This window comes from Micromonospora sp. SCSIO 07396, assembly GCF_053667945.1.
Genome location: NZ_CM132210.1, coordinates 7,441,967 through 7,460,451, shown reverse-complemented (window position 1 = coordinate 7,460,451; position 18,485 = coordinate 7,441,967). Strand labels below are relative to the sequence as shown.

Annotated in this window: 19 protein-coding genes; 13 read left to right on the top strand and 6 right to left on the bottom strand. The window is 69.9% G+C overall.

From position 1 onward, the window contains the following. Positions 1 to 18: 18 nt before the first annotated feature. Together ACWCHM_RS32915 and ACWCHM_RS32910 are read right to left on the bottom strand one after the other, a co-directional pair. A complete protein-coding gene (locus ACWCHM_RS32915) occupies positions 19 to 321 on the bottom strand; it encodes a precorrin-4 C11-methyltransferase (RefSeq protein ID WP_454221207.1) in 303 nt (100 codons plus the stop codon). Then, on the bottom strand, positions 314 to 700 hold the full coding sequence (locus ACWCHM_RS32910; protein WP_454221206.1) for a hypothetical protein: 387 nt from the start codon (positions 698 to 700) through the stop codon (positions 314 to 316). The genes ACWCHM_RS32915 and ACWCHM_RS32910 overlap by 8 nt, the downstream gene beginning before the upstream one ends. Before the next feature lie 450 nt (positions 701 to 1,150). Here ACWCHM_RS32910 and ACWCHM_RS32905 point away from each other — a divergent pair, with 450 nt between their 5' ends. The 3 genes from ACWCHM_RS32905 (at position 1,151) to ACWCHM_RS32895 (ending at position 3,828) form a co-directional block, all read left to right on the top strand. Continuing rightward, positions 1,151 to 1,924, top strand: a complete 774-nt coding sequence (locus ACWCHM_RS32905) for a GntR family transcriptional regulator (protein ID WP_454221205.1) — start codon at positions 1,151 to 1,153, stop codon at positions 1,922 to 1,924. Further along, positions 1,914 to 2,816 (top strand): DMT family transporter, encoded by a 903-nt coding sequence (locus ACWCHM_RS32900; protein WP_454221204.1) that lies wholly within the window; start codon positions 1,914 to 1,916, stop codon positions 2,814 to 2,816. Before ACWCHM_RS32905 ends, ACWCHM_RS32900 begins: the two co-directional genes overlap by 11 nt. A gap of 154 nt (positions 2,817 to 2,970) precedes the next feature. Next, a complete protein-coding gene (locus tag ACWCHM_RS32895; RefSeq protein WP_454221203.1) occupies positions 2,971 to 3,828 on the top strand; it encodes a hypothetical protein in 858 nt (285 codons plus the stop codon). A 581-nt stretch (positions 3,829 to 4,409) separates the two neighbouring features. Here the strand turns inward: ACWCHM_RS32895 and ACWCHM_RS32890 are convergent. The 4 genes from ACWCHM_RS32890 to ACWCHM_RS32875 all read right to left on the bottom strand — a co-directional run bounded on the left by ACWCHM_RS32890 (position 4,410) and on the right by ACWCHM_RS32875 (position 8,804). After that, a complete protein-coding gene (locus tag ACWCHM_RS32890) occupies positions 4,410 to 5,207 on the bottom strand; it encodes a hypothetical protein (protein ID WP_454221202.1) in 798 nt (265 codons plus the stop codon). Between the two features lie 281 nt (positions 5,208 to 5,488). Continuing rightward, the gene (locus tag ACWCHM_RS32885) at positions 5,489 to 7,114 is read right to left on the bottom strand and encodes a pentapeptide repeat-containing protein (RefSeq protein WP_454221201.1); all 1,626 of its coding nucleotides are present in this window, start codon (positions 7,112 to 7,114) and stop codon (positions 5,489 to 5,491) included. A gap of 131 nt (positions 7,115 to 7,245) precedes the next feature. Continuing rightward, positions 7,246 to 7,941 carry an HAD family hydrolase gene (locus tag ACWCHM_RS32880; RefSeq protein WP_421490050.1) on the bottom strand — a complete coding sequence of 232 codons (696 nt, stop codon included), beginning with the start codon at positions 7,939 to 7,941 and terminating at the stop codon, positions 7,246 to 7,248. Then, the gene (locus ACWCHM_RS32875; RefSeq protein WP_421484203.1) at positions 7,938 to 8,804 is read right to left on the bottom strand and encodes a GntR family transcriptional regulator; all 867 of its coding nucleotides are present in this window, start codon (positions 8,802 to 8,804) and stop codon (positions 7,938 to 7,940) included. The genes ACWCHM_RS32880 and ACWCHM_RS32875 overlap by 4 nt, the downstream gene beginning before the upstream one ends. Positions 8,805 to 9,427: 623 nt before the next feature. Here ACWCHM_RS32875 and ACWCHM_RS32870 point away from each other — a divergent pair. The 10 genes from ACWCHM_RS32870 (at position 9,428) to ACWCHM_RS32825 (ending at position 18,357) form a co-directional block, all read left to right on the top strand. Beyond that, positions 9,428 to 9,799 (top strand): DUF6284 family protein, encoded by a 372-nt coding sequence (locus ACWCHM_RS32870; RefSeq protein WP_454221200.1) that lies wholly within the window; start codon positions 9,428 to 9,430, stop codon positions 9,797 to 9,799. Continuing rightward, a complete protein-coding gene (locus ACWCHM_RS32865; protein ID WP_420117491.1) occupies positions 9,799 to 10,161 on the top strand; it encodes an RRQRL motif-containing zinc-binding protein in 363 nt (120 codons plus the stop codon). Before ACWCHM_RS32870 ends, ACWCHM_RS32865 begins: the two co-directional genes overlap by 1 nt. Positions 10,162 to 10,204: 43 nt before the next feature. Continuing rightward, positions 10,205 to 10,516 (top strand): hypothetical protein, encoded by a 312-nt coding sequence (locus ACWCHM_RS32860; RefSeq protein ID WP_420117499.1) that lies wholly within the window; start codon positions 10,205 to 10,207, stop codon positions 10,514 to 10,516. Then, positions 10,516 to 11,376, top strand: coding sequence for a DUF2637 domain-containing protein (locus ACWCHM_RS32855; RefSeq protein ID WP_454221199.1), 861 nt, complete (start codon positions 10,516 to 10,518; stop codon positions 11,374 to 11,376). Before ACWCHM_RS32860 ends, ACWCHM_RS32855 begins: the two co-directional genes overlap by 1 nt. Before the next feature lie 95 nt (positions 11,377 to 11,471). Beyond that, on the top strand, positions 11,472 to 11,939 hold the full coding sequence (locus ACWCHM_RS32850; protein WP_421490046.1) for a Pycsar system effector family protein: 468 nt from the start codon (positions 11,472 to 11,474) through the stop codon (positions 11,937 to 11,939). Positions 11,940 to 11,955: 16 nt separating this feature from the next. After that, positions 11,956 to 12,165 (top strand): hypothetical protein, encoded by a 210-nt coding sequence (locus tag ACWCHM_RS32845; protein ID WP_421490045.1) that lies wholly within the window; start codon positions 11,956 to 11,958, stop codon positions 12,163 to 12,165. Next, positions 12,162 to 13,487, top strand: a complete 1,326-nt coding sequence (locus ACWCHM_RS32840; protein WP_454221198.1) for a hypothetical protein — start codon at positions 12,162 to 12,164, stop codon at positions 13,485 to 13,487. Before ACWCHM_RS32845 ends, ACWCHM_RS32840 begins: the two co-directional genes overlap by 4 nt. Next, complete coding sequence (locus ACWCHM_RS32835; protein ID WP_454221197.1) at positions 13,475 to 15,676, top strand: hypothetical protein; 2,202 nt, start codon at positions 13,475 to 13,477, stop codon at positions 15,674 to 15,676. The genes ACWCHM_RS32840 and ACWCHM_RS32835 overlap by 13 nt, the downstream gene beginning before the upstream one ends. A gap of 531 nt (positions 15,677 to 16,207) precedes the next feature. After that, positions 16,208 to 17,104 carry a bifunctional DNA primase/polymerase gene (locus tag ACWCHM_RS32830; RefSeq protein ID WP_454221196.1) on the top strand — a complete coding sequence of 299 codons (897 nt, stop codon included), beginning with the start codon at positions 16,208 to 16,210 and terminating at the stop codon, positions 17,102 to 17,104. Next, entirely contained in the window at positions 17,101 to 18,357 is a 1,257-nt protein-coding gene (locus tag ACWCHM_RS32825; protein ID WP_454221195.1) for a DUF3631 domain-containing protein, read from the top strand. The genes ACWCHM_RS32830 and ACWCHM_RS32825 overlap by 4 nt, the downstream gene beginning before the upstream one ends. Positions 18,358 to 18,485 lie beyond the last annotated feature (128 nt).

Here is an 18,485-nt window from a genome sequence, read left to right as displayed (position 1 = left end):
CCTGCGGGCCGCCGCCGCTCACCGGTCCTCCCCCGGCCGGCGCACCGGGGCCCGCATCAGCCGACGTGCCTGGGTCAGCTCGTCAATGAGCCGGTCGACCTGCCCGAGCGACAGCAGTACGGCCTGGGTGGCGCCGTACCGGGTCGCGTCGAGCTTGATCGCCGCCTCACGTCGGACGAACCGGTCGACGAGTAGTTGCAGGCTCACCCAGCCGGTCCGCTCCCGCCCCACGGTGGCGAGGAACCCCCGGTGCATCGGGTCGTTCGGCCCGCACCCCCGGCACCACACCGGACACGCGGCCGGCCGACCGCCCTCACTCATCGTCGACACCCGGACCGCCGTCACCCTGATCCTCTATTGGATCAGCCCCCGGCGGGTCACCGTCGGCCCGGCCCGGATCACCCTGGGTCAACAGGTCGCGCAACTGGTCCATCAGCTCGGCGGCCTGCGGCAGGGACAACTCGGCCCAGGCGTTGCCGGCCCGGCAGGTCACGTGCACCCCGACGAGCGGCCCACCCGGGACTTCCGCGCTGATGAGGTACGTGACGACGAGGCCACTCGCCCGACTCTCACCAACCCGGAGCATCGGGCCACGATGCCGGCGGGCCATGTGCGGCATCACCGGCGGGACCAGGAAACCGCACCGCTCGGGAGTACACCACGGCGGGTGGGTGGTGGTCGGCTTACCGGTACGGGTCACCGCCGCCACCGCCCACCGTTACCCCGACGTGCTTGGCCCGCCGCCAGCAGCGGGGCACACCGCAGGGTGGGCAGCTCGCGGGTCACCCCGACCGACCACCACTGAGTGTGCGGCAGGGCAGCGGCGCTGGGCGGGTTCGTCGGGGCGCTGTGACGTCCGGGGCGCGACGGTGAGCGCTTTCGAGCCCGCCAGGACGAGAACCAACCACATCGACGATGAGTGCCGGACATCACACCTCCACGGGTAATCGGGGGCGAGGACCCCGGGTTGCTTGGCTGCCAGCGGCATGGCCTGGTCCTCCGAGCGGCCTGAGTCCAAAACCTGCTCGCGACAGGACCAACATCGGCGACAACTGGCTTAAGCCAGTTTCGATGAAGGGCATTGGGCTGTCAATAGCTGGCTTGAGCCAGTTGCGCTAGCCTGGGTACCACCTTGAGGAGTGGTGATCCGATGAGTGACCAGCAGGAGCGGCAACCTCCGAGCCGCCGCATCGCCGAGGAGCTACGGGCCGCGATCATGCGCGGTGACCTCGGCGACGGCGACCAACTACCTTCCGAACGCGATCTGGCGGCCAGGTACGCCACGGCCCGTAACACCGCCCGGGAGGCGTTGGGCATCTTGCAGGCCGAGGGCCTTGCCCAGGCCCAGCACGGCCGAGGCGTGTTCGTACGCCTGCGACGTCCGCTGATGAGGATGGGTCGCGACCGGTACTCCCGCCGGGCGCGGAACGAGACGGGACTTTCGCCGTTCCGCATCGAGGTGGAGCGGCAGGGACGGACCCCACACACGGAGTGCCGGTCGGTGACCACCGTGCAGCCACCCGCCGAGGTCGCCCAGCGGCTGGGGCTCGACGCCGGCCAGGAGGTCATCCGGCGAGAGAACTGGTACTTCGCCGACGACGAGCCCATGCAGGTCGGAGTGACCTACATCCCGACAGCGGTGGTCGAGGGATCACCACTGGCGAGTGCGAAGAAGCTCGGCCGGGGCAGCATCTACCAGCGGTTCGAGGATCTGGGTTACCCGATCGCGCGTATCCGGGAGGAGGTGAGCGCCCGGATGCCGACGCCGGAAGAGGTGAAGGGGCTCTCGATGCCGCCGGGCGTGCCGGTGATCGAATTGCTGCACACCAGCCTCGATGGTGATGGACGAGCCTTCGAGGTGACCCGGTTCGTCATGCGCGCCGACGTGAACGGCCTGGACTACGACATGCCCGTTGAAGACTGAGCGTCAACGGGTCAGCTGGGCAGGTATCGCCCGGGTGGCCGGTCTCGCGTTGCTGTGGGGTTCCGGCTTCCTCTGGATCAAGCTCGCGTTGCGGGGCTTCAACCCGGTGCAGATCGTGTTCGCCCGGCTCCTGCTCGGCTTCCTGGTCCTCACCCCGATCGCGCTGTCCCGGGGACTCCGCTTTCCGAGGCAAGGGCGGCTCTGGGGTCACCTGTTCGTGGCCGCCCTGGTCGCCAACGCCGTGCCGTACCTGTTGTTCAGCGTCGCGGAGGAGACGATCGGGTCGAACGTGGCGGGGGTGCTGAACGCGACCACGCCGTTGTGGACGTTGCTGCTGGCCTTCCTCGTCGGCGTCGACCGGGCCGTCACCGTCAAGAAGGCCGCCGGGTTCGCCCTCGGGTTCCTCGGCGTCGTGGTCATCTTCTCGCCGTGGGAGTCGGCGAGCGAGATCGCCAGTTGGGGTGGCCTCGCCTGCCTCGCCGCAGCCGCCAGCTACGGGCTCGGCTACGTCTACATGGGCCGGTACCTGACCGGGCGCGGAATCCCGCCGCTCATGCTGTCGGCGACCCAACTCGGCGCAGCCACCGTTCTGCTGGTCCCGGCGCTGCCGTTCGCCGGCCTGGAGCCGCCGGTCTGGCGGCTCGACGCGGTGGCGAGCCTGCTCGTACTCGGGGTGCTCGGCACCGGGGCCGCCTACGTCCTGAACTACCGCATCATCGACGACGAGGGGCCGACCGCCGCATCGGTGGTCACCTACCTGCTGCCCGTCGTCGCCGTGGTCCTCGGCTGGGTGATCCTCCGCGAGGCCGTCACAACCGCGATCGTGGCCGGTATCGCACTGGTCCTCGCCGGAGTCACCCTGACCCGGAAACGCTCCACCGAAATCGGATAACCCACACTTCACATCGATCAGCAATCCTCTTACCCGGGTGGTGCGGATGGCTGGCCCATCCTGATGGTCATTGAGTCGAAGCCAGCCACCGACGCTCCCCGCCGAATCGGATCGTCGGCTCTGAACCGCGTGGAGGACGCTGATGCAGGTGGTCATGGCGACCCGTCCGGCCAAGTCCGACCAGCCCAACGAGGACTTCGCCGGTGCCGTACCGAATGCCGTCGTCCTACTCGACGGTGCCGGCCTGTCCGGCACCACATCCACCTGTCTCCACGGCGTCGCCTGGTACACCCGCCGGCTCGGCGGCGCGCTGCTCGGCCAACTGGCGGCCGACGACGGTCAGGACCTCACCACCATCCTCGGTCAGGCGATCGTGGAGGTTGCCGATGCGCACCGGGACACCTGCGACATCAGTGATCCGAGCAGTCCGTCAGCAACCGTCACCATCTTCCGGACCGACGACGACCGCGCCGACTACCTCGCGCTCGCCGACTCCGTGCTGGTCCTCGACCGCGCCGGAGACGTCCCCGAGGTGATCACCGACGGGCGGGTGGACGCCGTCGGCAGCCGCTACCGCGCCGCAATGGACGCCACCCCGAACGGGAGCGCCGAACACGACCGGGCGCTCCGCGAATACATCGAAGCCCTCCGCGCCCACCGCAACCGGCCCGGCGGGTTCTGGGTCGCCGCCGACGATCCGGGGGTGGCAGCGGAAGCGCTGACCGGAAGCCGACCTGTCTCGGAACTCAGGGGTGCCGTCCTGCTCAGTGACGGAGCCAGCCGCATCGTGGACCAGTTCGCGCTGGCGGACTGGCCGGAGGTTCTTGCGCTCATCGCTGCGAGAGGGCCGGGCGAGGTGATCCGGCGGGTCCGGGCGGCAGAGGCCAACGATCCTCAGGGCAGAAGGTGGCCGCGCGCCAAGGCGTACGACGACGCCACATTGGTCTGGTGCTCCCGGCTTCCCGCCCGACAGGCACCCGCTGGACCGGGCTTCACTCCCGCGCAAACATGATCGAACGCTGACACGTATACGACGCAGGCGGCCGGGTCGACGCGCCGGAGTCGGATGAAAGTGAACTCGCAGAAAAAGCCCTGACCGGCGTTCGCGCTGGTCAGGGGCTTCTTTGTGCACCTGGTGGCGGGTAGAGGATTCGAACCTCTGTAGCTTTCGCGACGGATTTACAGTTTTTCCCGTTATCAGGGTCATCGATAGAAGTCTGGGCAGGTCAGGGCCACTTTTCCCTCCCGCTGGACGGCTCGGACTCCCCCGCGTGCCCGTTGCGTGCCCCTGCGGAATGATCTTTGGCCTTCCGTGCCCGATCAAGGCGGCCCGCAAGCAGGCCGCGCCGGCCCGGCCCCGGCCTGCTGGCGACCTTCGGCCGGCATCGGCCGGGCCGGCCGGCCACGCTTGGGAGTCACAGGATTAGAAGACCTCGGGGCTCTGCCCCGAACCCCGGCCCTCCTCAGAGATGCCACCCGCGGATCACCTCGCCGGGCACCACAAGGGCTACCAGCCTCCCCGGACGGTCTACGACTGCCCGACGAGGAGATCCGCTGCAACACCACGCGCTACATGGATGCTCTCGGCACGGGTCAGAACGGCATCCACTCCAAGCGTGAAATGTCGGTCACGCGCACGTGCTTCTTGCTCTTCTCTAGACGCACGGTGGCCACCCACGCATTACCGCGTCTGTCCATGTTTTCGATACTCCCTGATTCGCCATCCATCACGACCGACTCGCCCGGCTTTAACTCGTAGCCATCCTTGTCCTGAGGCCATGCGATCCGGGGTAGATCTTTCTCCTCAACGGAATGAGCAAGGCTTCGCTGCAGATCCCTCATGCGGTCAAGCAGTTCCGAGACCATGTCCTGTGTGCCTCGGACCTTCTCCGTTGGCTTGGGCCGAGGCGGCGTCGAAGATATGGCGGCTAGTTTCGTCCCGAAGTCCTCCCAGTTGCGCTCGAACGCACGCTGCAGGCGTACTGAGTCCAAGGGAACGGCAGAAGATTCGTTTAGGGACGTTATGAACTTCAGCATGTCATCGCGGTCATTTGCCACGGTCGCCTGGAATTGAGCAAGGGGGCCGGTGACATCCGAAGGCTGAAGGCCCAACAGCAGAGGACGGACGCGGGAGTCATCCAGCGACTTGGCGAGGGCACCAGCCTCGAAGTTCAACCACGGCTCCCTTATATTCTCCGCCGTGATGCACAGCACACCCTGCCCAAGCTCGCCAAGTTTCGCGCCGACCTCTGAAGCCCACCTCTGCCCCTTGTCAATATCCTCGCTCGACATCCAGGGCTCGATCGACTGAATAACCTCGGGAAGCCAGTCACGGAGCGCCAAGCCAAGCTGGCGACTCACGGGCTTGGACCAGCTGATGAAGACCTTCATGGGCAGCCCCTAGCAGACACACCGGCCTCGCTCTTGGACGTGCCCGCTGCGTGCCCGATCGGCCGGACGGTCAGGGTCAGCAGCGGTCAACCACGGCGGGAGACGACGAAGGCCCCTGACTTACGTTTCCGCAGGTCAAGGGCCTTGCCGATCCCTGGTGGCGGGTAGAGGATTCGAACCTCTGTAGCTTTCGCGACGGATTTACAGAGCGCCATGCTCAGAGCCCTGACCTGGCCAGATGGGCCGTATCGGCAGGATCGCGACGCAGATACGACGCAACCTCACCCGTGGGGCAGGTGTAGCCCTTCTGGCGGGTGTCCGTCCGGCCATCGGTCGAACTCCGGGGGGTAGTCCAGATCCGCCCCGTCAAAGTACACCTCCCCGCCGCTGAACTTCGCCCGGTCGAAGGACACCCGCCCGCCGCCGAACGTCGCCATGCCGAAGTACACCGCCCCGCCGCTGAACGTCGCCATGCCGAAGTACACCGACCCGCCGCTGAACTTCGCCATGCCGAAGGACACCTGCCCGCCGCCGAACGTCGCCATGCCGAAGTACACCCACCCGCCGCTGAACTTCGCCCCGTCGAAGGACACCCGCCCGCCGCTGAACATCGCCCGGTCGAAGGACACCTCCCCGCCGCCGAACGTCGCCCCGTCGAAGGACACCCGCCCGCCGCTGAACATCGCCATGCCGAAGTACATCCCCCCGCCGCTGAACGTCGCCCCGTCGAAGGACACCTCCCCGCCGCCGAACGTCGCCATGCCGAAGTACACCGACCCGCCGCCGCTGAACTTCACCTCGTCGAAGGACACCTCCCCGCCGCTGAACGTCGCCCGGTCGAAGGACACCTCCCCGCCGCTGAACGTCGCCCGGTCGAAGGACACCTCCCCGCCGCTGAACGTCGCCCCGTCGAAGGACACCTCCCCGCCGCTGAACGTCGCCCCGTCGAAGGACACCCGCCCGCCGCCGAACGTCACCCCGTCGAAGGACACCCGCCCGCCGCCGAACGTCACCCGGTCGAAGGACACCTCCCCGCCGCTGAACGTCGCCCCGTCGAAGGACACCCGCCCGCCGCCGAACGTCACCCCGTCGAAGGACACCCGCCCGCCGCCGAACGTCACCCCGTCGAACGAGACCCGCTCGGTGCTGAACGTCACGCCAGAGAGGTCACCTCCGTCGAAAACAGCGCCGGTGAAGTCGTAGTCGAAGCCGCGCCAAGAATTCGCATCCTCCTCGGCAAGCCGTAAATGCCTGCCGATGAGTCGAATGACGGTATGACGCACCTCCCGCTCCTCGCGAGCGGCCCGAGCAGCCTCCGAGGTTGCCGCCGACGCATCGTCGTTGGCCTGCGCCGGCAGTGCTTTGTTTGATGCCTCCTGAGGAGGGGTGTAGGGCATGCGGAGGTATGCACAGAGAACGTCGATGCAGGTCTGGCGACCGTCTCGCCAGTCGTCTGCGAGCCCGGCCATGGCGTAGACCCCGGCCAATCGCACTGCCGCCTTGTCCGAGCCGAGCTGTTCGGAAGCCTTGGCGAATCTCTCGTTGAAAAGCCGGATCCCGTTTCGGTCGGTTTCGATCTTGGCCCGGCCCTCGGCAGCCTCCGCGCGTAGGTCAGCGGCGTGCGCTAGCCCATGGGCGAACTCGGCCAGCTTGTTGGCGTGCTCGGCAACGCGCTGCCGTCGGTACGCCACGACAAGAGCTGCGACGCCCCCAATACCCGCCACCACCGAAAAGACGAGCTTCAGCAGGTCAAACAGGGTGGCAGCCGTGACGGTGCTGGCCCGGTGGAGGCTCGGCCAACCGGCGTACCAAAGCGCTCCAGCGATCAGGGCTCCAACCACCAGCACCGCAGTTGCGATGACCAGCGCAATCGACCGGCGGATGCTCCATAGCCGAAGCGCCGGCACCGGACTATCCGCTGGTGGAAGTGGTGGGACTCCAATGCCGCCAGGCACCGGGGACAGAGATCGACTTTCGCGCTCCACGTCTCTCTTCGTAGTCGATCGAAGCAAACGACCAGATGCAGGCCCTCCCGATTTCAGCCCTCAGCCCGGTCGATCAGAACCTCGGCAATCTCGCCCATGCTGGTAACCACCGCGCCCGCCCCGGCGAGCCGGAAAGCATCGACCTTTGACGGCCGACTCGCGTAGCCGATCACCGCTACTCCAGCGGCCCGCGCGCCCTCGATATCCGACAGCGAGTCGCCGACCAGCACGCACCGGGCCGGCAACTGACCAAGGGCACGCACGGCTTGCAGGATTGGTTCCGGGTTGGGCTTCATGCGGTCCGGGTCTGCGTACGCCCGGCCGACGACCGGCGAGACGTACCCGGCGAGCCGGTGCGCAGCTAGGTAGGCGGATACAGCCCCGGCTGAGTTGTTGCTGACGGCCGCCACCGGCATCCCGGCTTGCTGGGCAGCCACGATGACCTCACGGCCGTACGGCGTTGGCTCGGCAGTCTCTACGGCCCGGCGCTCAGCCGCGCAGAGTGCATCCTCTACCGCACAGGTGGTGCCGTAGTTGCCGGCCGCCCCGGTGCGCCGCAGCACCTCAAGCGGATCGGGCTCCCCAGCTAGATCAGGAGGCACGTCGACACCGCGTCGCCGCAGCACCTCCACCAACTCGGCGGCAACCTGCGGAGCGGGGTACCCGGCGAAGATGCTGCACACCGGTCCATCGAAGTCGAGCAGCACCGCGCCGACCCCGCTGAACAGCCGGCCAAGGTCGGCGCTCATCCGTCGTACCGGTAGGCGATGGTCGACCACACCGAGTCGAACCACTGGCGGGAGGCCTCCACGAACTGCGTGCCGTGAGACGTGTCATCGTCGGTCACGGCATAGTGAAACAACGGCACGTCCTTGCCCATCAGGTCGTAAATCGCCATGGGCTCGCCCTTGATCGAGACGGTGCGCTCAACGACCGGATAGAAGCCGTAGAAGACCTCTTCCCCGTTCAAGATGTAGAGCTTGAACAGGGGAGATGCCCGGTGCATCCGTACCTCTACCGTGGTTGAGCGGATCAGGCCGAGGTCGCCCAGCTCGGCCACCTGGTCGATGATGCCGTCTGCCGCCCGGCGCGTAATGCGCTCGGCTCGCTCTCGTACCGCCGGATCATCCGCCTGAGTCTCAGCCCGAGCGGGCAGCGCCATGGGCATCGTCATGTCAGAGATCAGCACCCGTACCGCGATCGTCTCCGGCGCGAGCCTTCCTACCCGCACCTTATCGAGCGCTTCGGCAAGCGCGTCTCGCAACGTCTCGCCCGAGAACCCGGCGAAGTCGATGGTGACGTGCGCCCTCTCGAAAGCCGCTTCGATGTGGGGCCGCAGCTCCACCGCTCGCTGTGTCTGCGCACGAACGAACGCGCCGCTGCCCTGCCGGGACACGATAAGCCGTTCCGCCCGGAGCAGGTCTAAGGCCCGCTTGACTGTCTCCCGGGCAACGCCGTACCGGGCGGCCAGGTCGGGCTGTGACGGCAGCTTGTCACCGGGCGCGAGTCGACGCGTGAGGATGGCCGCTCGCAGCTTGTTCGCGATCTGCTGCGAAGCCTGTTTGGGGTCGTCGGGGTCCAGCTCGCCGAGGAAGTCAAGGTTCTCGCTCACCCCATCACGGTAGCGCTGACTAGCCAAGTCAGGAAAGTTTGCCGCGCCCCCTTGACCTGACTAGCCAAGTCGACTTAGGTTCATCACGTCCAACCTGGCTAGCCAGGCAGGGCAAACCGAACGGAAGCCGGGGAAGGCTGGCGCGCGCCGCGCCGCACGCCCACGGGCCGGTCGTGTGGTCGTTCATTGAGAACTTCACAGCAGAAGCGCCGCGTTTGATCCGTCTGCGGTATGCCCGCCTTGATCCACATGGTGGCCGATCCCGGTAGATCCCGGGGGAGCGGGCCGAGTGGGCTGATCTTGGCGCGCGGTTGCTTCTGCCTCTGATCCCCGTCGTGGATGGGGTCGCGCTGTCACAGCGCGACCCCGGCCCCGGCGCTCTGCTGCTGGTCCGTGTGACGCCCGGACCGCCCCTGCTTACCCGTCCTGACCTACCCCCGTGGGAGAGGTGATCCCGCTATGTCCGTGATTGCCGCGTGTGTGCGTGTCACGACCAAGAGCCGCGCCACCTGGCGCACCTGCACGGCGTGCGGGGCGCTCGCTCCGCTGGCCCCTGACGAGAGCCGCTGTCGGGCCTGCCCGCAGCCGTCGCGTTCTCGCCGTACCGAGAGGAACCGATCGAAGTGACCCCCGCCGAGATGGAACCGACCCCGGTTGACCTGGCCGCGATTGACGCTGAGTGGCCGTTGATCGCCGCTGAGTTGGACGTGCTTGACGCTGAGATCAGCCTGCTCTACGCCGACGACCGGGGCGGCCCCTCGCCGCTGGACTGGCGTCGACTGCGCCGGGCCGAGGCTCGCGTTACCCGCGCCGCCACGACGGCGGTTCGCCCGCCCTGGCACGCCGACGGGTGCGTGCCTCACCACCTGGCGGTGGTCGGCCGAACCGGTTGCGGCCACGACTGCGAGATCGTGCGCTGCCCCGGCTGCGGTGGCGAGCAGATTCTCCACCGCACCGACAGCGGCTGCCGGGCCGGCCTGCCTCGCGCAGTCTGATGTCCCGCATCCGGGCCGCCTACAACGATCCGGATGGCAACCGGTACGGCATCCCCACCTACTGGTGGCAGGGTGCCCCGCCCGGCTACGCCACCCGCCGTCAACTCCGCGCCGCCGGCCTGCGACCCGCCGGGCAGCCGATCGCCGCTCAGGTCCTCTGGCGTGGCATCGGCGGCACCCGCGCCGCCTACCTCTACCGGGTCGACCTGGCCCGGCCGAAGCGCACCGCCACCCCCGCCCAGCGCCGTGCCATCGCCGCCGCGTTGCTGGCCCGCCGTACCTGCCCGACCTGCGGCCAGGTGCGCCCTTACTACATCCCGCGATCCCTCGGAGAGTGCACCGACTGCTCTCCCCTGTGTTGAAAGAGGTTCCGCAGTGAGTGACCGGAAGAACCGTCGTGCCGTCCTGGCTGAGCTGATCCTGCTGGCCGACCCGACCGAGATCCGCACCCGTTCCGACGGCAGGTCGCTGACCGTCGATTTCGACAGCGTCGCCGAGTTGAAGTCGTGGTTGCACCTGGCCGGGTTGAACAGCCCGGACCTGCTGTCCCGCGAGTACCAGGGGACCGACAAGGACGGCCGACCGTACCGGGCGATGAGCGCCTATCCGACGTGGCACGGTTGGGAGTTCTTCGCCTACGCCCGCGAGTTCACCGACACCGCCGGGCCGCTCGACCCGTCGACCGCTGACCGGCTCGCCGCGCTGGCGGTGGCCTGATGACCGCGCCAACGCTGAGCATCTACCCCCGGTCGGTAGACGAGTTGATGCCCGAGGCGCACGCCCTGGTCGCCCGTCTCGGCACGGTCCCGTCGCGGAACCGGATCAAGACCGAGTTGCGGGTGGGTGGTCCGAAGGCGGACGCCATCATCGACCGGCTGACCCGCCCCCCGGTCGACCCGGACGCCACCCCGACCGGCAGCACCCCCGCGCCGGACGCCGCCGACTCGCCGACGGTCGACCTGGACCCGCACCCGGACGCCGACCCGCCCGCCCCGGACGCGCCCACGGACCCGGTGCCGCCCGCCCCGCCCACACCGGCCCCTGCCCTGGACGTGGCCGAGGTTCCCGAGGTGGTGTCGGGGCAGGCAGCACCCGCCGCAGACCCGGGTTCCAACATCACCACCACCCCGACCGCCGCCCGTCCGACGGGTCGGGGGTGGGCATACGTCGGGGTGATCCTGGGCGGGGTGGTGTCGATCGCCGCGAACGTGGCGCACACCTACCTCCCGAACCCGCCCGACGGCGCACCCGCCGGATGGGCACCCGGCCCGGGGTGGTCGCCGTCGCCTCTGGCGGTGGCGTTGTCGGTGTTCTGGCCGGTGGCCCTGTTCGTGACGGTGGAGATCCTGACCCGCATCCCCTGGGGCAACGGGGCAAGTTCCGTGTTCGCCCGGGTCGCGGGTGTGCTGCCGGTTGCGGTGGTCGCCGCCGTCGTGTCCTACCGGCACCTGTCCGGACTGCTGGCCCACTTCGGCGAAGACCCGCTCACCATCGCCATCGGCCCCCTCGCCGTCGACGGGCTGATGGTCATGGCTTCCGCCGCGCTGCTGGTGACCAGCCGCCGCAGCCGTACCTGACCCCGCCCGGCGGCACAGCCCCAATGGCCTCAGAAACCCGTGCTGTGCCGCCGGTCCGGTCACCCAACCCCTCATATGAGAGGAGGGCACCTCTGATGGTGCCAGTACCCGATCCGGCCTGGTTCACCGACCGGATCACCGAAGTCCGCACCGAACTCGCCCGCGCCGACAGCAAAGCCTCCACGTTGATGGCCGTCGCCGGAGCGGCCGTGACGGTCGGCGTGGCGATCCTCGCCCGCACCGACCTGCCCGCCCCCGCGCTGGCCGCCGGGGTGACCACCGTCGCCCTGGTCGGCACGGCGGTAGGGCTGCTGGCCGGTGCGGTCCGGCCGTGCCTGGGCGGTGGTCACGGCCTGGTCCGCTACGCCGCTGCCGCGCCGGGGGACCTCATGACCGAGGCCACCGCGCCGCCGCTGTCCGCCGCCGCCGAACGGGCGCACCACCTGGTGTGGCTGTCCCGCACGGCCGTGCGCAAGTACCGGCGGGTGCGTACCGCTGTCGATCTGCTGGTGGCCGGGCTGGTCGGCACCGCCGTTACCGCTGTTCTCGCTGTCGTCGCCTGACCTGGGAGGTAGCAACATGCTCAAGCACGCAAACCCGCCCGCCGGTACGCGGGCCGGTCGGGTAGCCGCCACCACCGTGGGTGTCCCGGTCGGGGTGTTCACGGCCGGGTACGGCATGGCCCGTGACGCGCAGCTCACCGCGTGGCTGCTGTTGATCCTGCTGGTCGGGTCGGGCGGCTACGTGGTGATGCGGTGGGTGCTGCGGTCGTGGGCTGGTCCGCGATGAGCACCGACACCATCGAGGCGGCCCCGGTAGAGCAGGAAGCCCCGGAGCCGACCAGCCCGGAGACGGCCGGCGACGACCTGCCGCTGTCCGAGGCCGACGAACCGACCGGCCAGCCTGCCGACGACGACCCGAGCGGCCCGGCCGAGGATGACGGGCCGGTCGGGTTTCCCGGTGGGGCGCTGCTGATCAGCGCCGCCGATATGGCGGCGGTGGGTGGTGGGGCGGTGTGGGCCGGGGCGACCGGGTTCGGTGCGCTGCTGTTGGCCGCTGCCGCGACCGCCGCCGCCGGACTCGCCGTGGCCGACCGGAAGGCCAGGCGGGACCGGGCACGCCGTGACGGCACCGGGCGTACCGGGCAGTCGGCCCGTCCCTCCCGCCGCACCGCCGCCGGTGGCGGCGGCACGGCCGGTGGCCGGGGTCGGAACAGGCCCGGCGGCGGCAAGGGCAGCGGCGGCGGGGTGTTCGGTCGCAGTAAGCCGGGTGGCAAGCACGGTGGCACCGGCAAGCCGACCGCTGGTGGCCCGTTCAGTCGGTCCGGCAAGAACAAGCCCTCTGCCGGTGGTGGCCTGTTCGGACGCAAGCCCGGCAAGGGCAGCGGCGGCGGCACCGGGGGCGGGTTGTTCGGCCGCAAGCCGGGCGGCAGCGGGAAGGGCTCCCCCGGTGGTGGGGGCCTGTTCGGCCGGTCCGGCAAGGGCAAGGGTCGGAAGCCGCACGTGATCAGCGATCCCGGATTCCGTCCCCTCACGGGGACCGGTTCTCGGGGCAGGAACGGCCGGAAGTCGTCCCCGAAGCCGGTCGGCAGCGCGGATGAGGCGGCCCGGCGGGCGGAGGAAGCCCGCAAGGCCATCGACACCGCCACCAAACCCAACGCCGACAGCCCCGAGGTCAAGCCTGCCGACGGCACCCAAGCCGCCGGCACCACCACGAACGGCGACGGCCCGGCCGTGCTGGTCGGGTCGCAGGAGATCACCGCAGGAGGTGCACTGATGGGTCAGTTCCCCCTTCCCGGCGCGGCATCGGAGTTCCGGTCCGCCGCGTCCCGCTACACCCCCGACGACATGTACGAGTTCGGGGCGCACCTGGCGCAGATGCCCGCCGCGATGCTCGACATCGCTGAGGGGTTGAAGGCGATGGCGTTGCGCACCCACGCCGAACGGCCCGTCGACCCGCGCGTGGTCGAAGCCCTCGCCGCGCTGTACCAGGTGCAGCGGGCCACGATCGCCGCCGCCGAAACCATCGCCCCGGTGTTCCGCAAGGTCCACGAACGCGACCTCGCCCGGCGGGAAGCCCCCCGCACCAACGAGCAGGAATGGAACGTCTGATGACCACCACCGACAGTCCGATCGTGCCCCCGGCCCCCGCGCCGGGGGCCACCCCCACCAGCACCCCGACCAAGCCGGCCCGGAGGCGGGCTGGGCACTGGCTCACCTATGCCCTGTCTACCTGGCATTGGCGGCACCCCCACCCCGCGTGGGGCGCGCTCAACGCCGCCGGGGCCACTCTCGGCGCGGCGGGGATCGCCGCCGCCGCCGATGTGCCGGGTCCGTTCGCCGCGATCGGTGGGGCGCTCGGCGCTGCCGGTGCCGTCGCCGCCGGCATGGTCGACGACCTTCCCGGGCACCGGCTGCTGTGGCGGGGCTGCTGCTGGATGATGCCCGGTACCTGGGCCACCACCGCCCTGATGACCGACGCCGTGTGGTCCGGGTGGGCACTGGGCACCCTGGCCGCCGGCACGGCCGGGTTCGCTACCGCCGCGACCGCGATCGGCCGCACCCGCCGCCGCCGGGCCGACGCCGCGCAGCAGCGGGCCGCCCTGGTCGACGCCGCCGCCCGCCGGGACCGGCTCGCCGCCGCGTGGGAAGCCCGCATCGCCCGGGTCACCGACGTGAAGGTCACCGTCCGGAACGTGCAGGGCTGGCCGACCCGCACCGGGTTCACCCTCGACGCCGACCTCCCGACGGGTGGGGCGACGTGGCGGGACATCGCCCGCCGCACCGAAGGACTCGCCGCCGACGCGAGACTCCCCCACGGCTGCGAGGTGACGGTAGAGCCAGGAGACAGCCGCGGTGCCGTGCTGCTGCACGTCTCCACCGTCAACGCCCTGTCCCAGGATCACCACCTCGACGACTACAGCCCTCTGTCCATCAACAACCCCCTTGCTATCGGGCCGCTGCGCAACGGCGAACAGGCCGTCATCAACCTGCGCTACGCCTGCGGAGTGCTGGTCGGACAGACCGACAGCGGCAAAACCAACCAGCTCCAGACCATCAACACCCAACTCGTCCGCTGCGTCGACACCCTCGTGTGGCAAATCGACCTCGCCGGTGGTGGCCTATCCCGACCGTGGGTCACCCCCTACGCCGAAGGACGCGCACCCCGCCCCGCCGTCGACTGGGTGGCGACCAGCATCGGGGAAGCGGAGATCATGGTCCGCGCCGCGATCGAGATCATCAACGGCCGCAAACCCGCCTACCAGCAGCGCATGCGCGCGGCGAACGACGACAAGATCCCGGTCGGCCCGGACCTGCCCGAGATCGTGATCGTCGTGGACGAGATCAAGACCATCCCGCCACACATCGTCAACATGCTCGCCCAGATCAGCGACACCGGACGTGCCGCCGGAGTCCGCACCCTGTGCTGCGCGCTGCGGGCCACCGACGACTACCTGCCGATCGCCATCAAGGAACAAGCCCGCATCCGCATCGGCATGCGGGTCACCGACGACAAGGAACTGAACTACCTGTTCGGCTGGAAGTACAACATCGACGCCGAAGCCGCCCCCTACCAGGGAACGGGGTTCCTGCTCGCCGGCACCCCCGGCGAGGCCGCGCCGATGCCGTTCAAGGGCTACCGCACCGACCCGGCCCGCATCGACGCCGCCGCCGTCGCCGTCGCCCCCTGGCGGCCCGACCTCGACGCGGTGTCGCAGCAGCTGGCCGGCAAGGTCGCGGTCAAGGGCACCCGCGCGTACGCCGACCGGTGGACGCGCACCATGCCGACCCTGTTCACCGACCCCATCACCATCACCCCGACCAGCACCACCAACCCGACCCCGCCGATCACGTCAGCACCGGCCACCGGCACCACCAACGGCGGTACCGGTGGGGACATTGCCCACCTGTTCGACCCGATCCCGGGAGACACCCTCGACGCCGCCCTCGATCGCTTCCGCACCATCGCGGCCCGCAACGTGACCGAACTCGGCATCGACATGACCACCGCCCTCAACCACCTCAACCCCAACCCAGTGCCGGAGTTGCTGACCCGCGCTCTCGACGCTACGGAGGCCAACGGCGGGCGCATCCACACCGGAGACCTCGCCGCCCGCCTCGACATGGACCCGGCCACCCTCGGCACCGAACTCAACCGGCTGCTACGGGATGTCGGGGTGGAGCGGCACAACGCCACCGGCAGCGTCCGCATCGGCGACGCCGTCAAGCCCGGATACCTCGCCGCAACTCTGCGTGAGGCCATCGACGCCTACCGGGCCGGTGGGCAGCGCGCCGCCTGACCCCACACAAACCGGCGTGTGGGTCACACACCAACACCCCCACACAACCGTGTGACCCACACGCCCCGTCCCACCCCACGTCCCACCCGCTGACCTGCCCATGAAGGCGTGTGACCCACACACCACAACAGGGGGCTACGGCCCGGAAATCGGCCCCCGGACCCCCCTTCCCTCACACGCCTGACACGCCCCACACACACCCCACGCCGAACCCGTTCCGGCGCGATCCCGCACGCCCACACGCGGCTACTGACAGTCATCAACGGGGCGCTTCGCGCGCTCACTCCTGAGTGGCCGGCACCCGTCTGACGCTGCCCTCCACCGCCACACCGGAAGGAGTGGCACCGGCTGATGAACCTGCTCGACACCCGGTGCGGGCACTGGATCGGTACGGAACGGCGCTACTGCCACCACCCCGATGGTGTCCGCCCCTACCTGCAAGGGCCCCGCTGCCCGGCCCACACCCCCAACGCGCTGGCCGGACGGCCCGAACCCTCATCGACGTCCCTGCACGAACCTGAGAGGAGCGCCATGCCTGACACATCCTCGCTGGTCGTCCCCGCCCTGACCTACGCCGCACGCGGGTGGCCGGTGTTCATGCTCGCCCGGTCGAAACGACCCGTCGCCAACTGCCAGCCCTGCGCCGACGCTGGCCCCGACCACGACCGGGACACCTGCTCCTGCCTGACCTGTCACGGCTTCTACGCCGCGAGCACCGACCCGGATCGGGTCGCCGCGATCGTGGGCGCTGTCCCTACCGGGCAGCTCGCCTTGCGTACCGGTGCCGCTTCCGGCACCGTCGTGGTCGACGTCGACCCCGCCCACGGCGGACGAGACACGATGAACGCGCTCATCGCCGCTGGGCTGCTGCCGCCTACGGCCTATGTAGTGACCGGGTCGGGTGGGTTGCACCTGTACTACCGGCACCCCGGACAGCCGGTGCAGTGCAGTCAGGGCAAGCCGGGGCAGGGACTCGGCCCCGGCATCGACGTCAAAGCCGACGGCGGCTACGTGGTCCTACCCCCGAGCGTGCACCCACGCACGGGCCGCCCGTACCAGTGGGCGCCACGCCGGGAGATGCAGGAGATGCCCCCCGCCCTGGTTGACGCCTGCCGACCGGCCCCGCCCGCACCGACCCCGGTCCCGGCACACGAACCGACCAGCACCCGGGAGGCGGAAGGCATCTCCCATCCCGACCGGCTGTTGGCCGCACACCTGCACGCGGTCGCCACCGCCCCGCAGGGCACACGCCGGACCACCCTCTACGGGGCAGCCCGAGGCGTCGCCCGCATGGTCACCGCCGGAGCCATCAACCACCACGACGCCGTCGCCGCCCTCACCACCGCCGGCCACCAAGCAGAGCAGACCGACCGAGACATCCGCGCCGCCATCACCGGGGGCTTCCGCGCCGAAGGGATCGCCGCATGAACCCACCGACCAGCACCACCGATCAGCCCGTAGACGGTGCCGCGATCCTCGACCAGGTACACGCCTGCCTCACCAAGTACGTGATCCTGCCCTCGGCGGAAGCCGCCGACGCGGTCACGCTGTGGATCGCCGCCAGCCACGCCCAACCCGCATGGGCACACGCCCCCCGCCTGGTCATCCGCGCCCCGGAGAAGCGGTGCGGAAAGTCCCGACTGCTCGACGTCGTAGAGGCGACCTGCTACGCGCCGCTGATCACCGTCAACGCCAGCCCCGCCGCCGTCTACCGGGCCATCGGCAGCGACGACCCGCCCACCCTGCTCGTCGACGAAGCCGACACCATCTTCGGAGCCGCCGCCGAAGGCAACGAAGACCTACGCGGACTCCTCAACGCCGGCCACCAACGCAACCGGCCCGCCATCCGGTGGGACAACAACACCCGCAGCCTGGAGAAGATCCCCACCTTCGCCATGGCCGCACTCGCCGGCATCGGCGCGATGCCCGACACCATCGAAGACCGCGCCGTCGTCATCCGCATGCGCCGCCGCGCACCCGGAGAGCAGGTCGCCCCCTACCGGCACCGCCGCGACGGCCCGGCCCTGCGGATCCTGGCCCGGACCCTCACCACCTGGCTACGCGCGAACCTGCCCACCCTCGAAGCCGCGGAACCCCCCATGCCCGTAGAGGACCGGGCCGCCGACACCTGGGAACCCCTGGTGGCCGTCGCTGACCTGGCCGGGGGACCCTGGCCCGACCGGGCGCGCCGTGCCTGTGAAACCCTCACCGCTCTTCGCGACGGGGCAGCCGTTCCCTCCGACCGGATTCGGCTCCTGGCCGACTGCCGCGCGATCTTCCGCACCGCCGGGGTGACCGACACCCAGAACCGTCCCGGTATCCCCAGCAGCGTCCTGCTGGACCACCTGCGTGCCGACGCCGAAGCGCCGTGGGCCGAGTACGGCAAGAGCGGCACCGGCCTCACCGCGATGAAACTCGGTCAACTCCTGGCCGAGTACGAGATCCGGTCCACGAACATCCGGTTCGGGCCGCCCCACGGGCAGGTCAAGGGCTACTACCAAGCCGACTTCACCGACGCCTGGCAGCGCTACTGCCCCGGCCCCGAAGCCGTACCCCCGGCGGAGGCGTCCCAGCCGTCCCAGCCGTCCCCGCCCAGCTCAGCCCCGGGACGGGTTATCCCCCTGGGACGGCTTAAGCCGTCCCACCCCACCGCAGCCCAGCCGACCGCTGGGACGGCTTAAGCCGTCCCAGCTCCCAAGCCGTCCCAGCCCTGACCTGCAACGGGACGGCTGGGACGGCTGGGACGGCTACCCCAGGCAACCCCGACCACCCAGCGACGCACCGACCTCCACACCGAGGAAGGACAGCC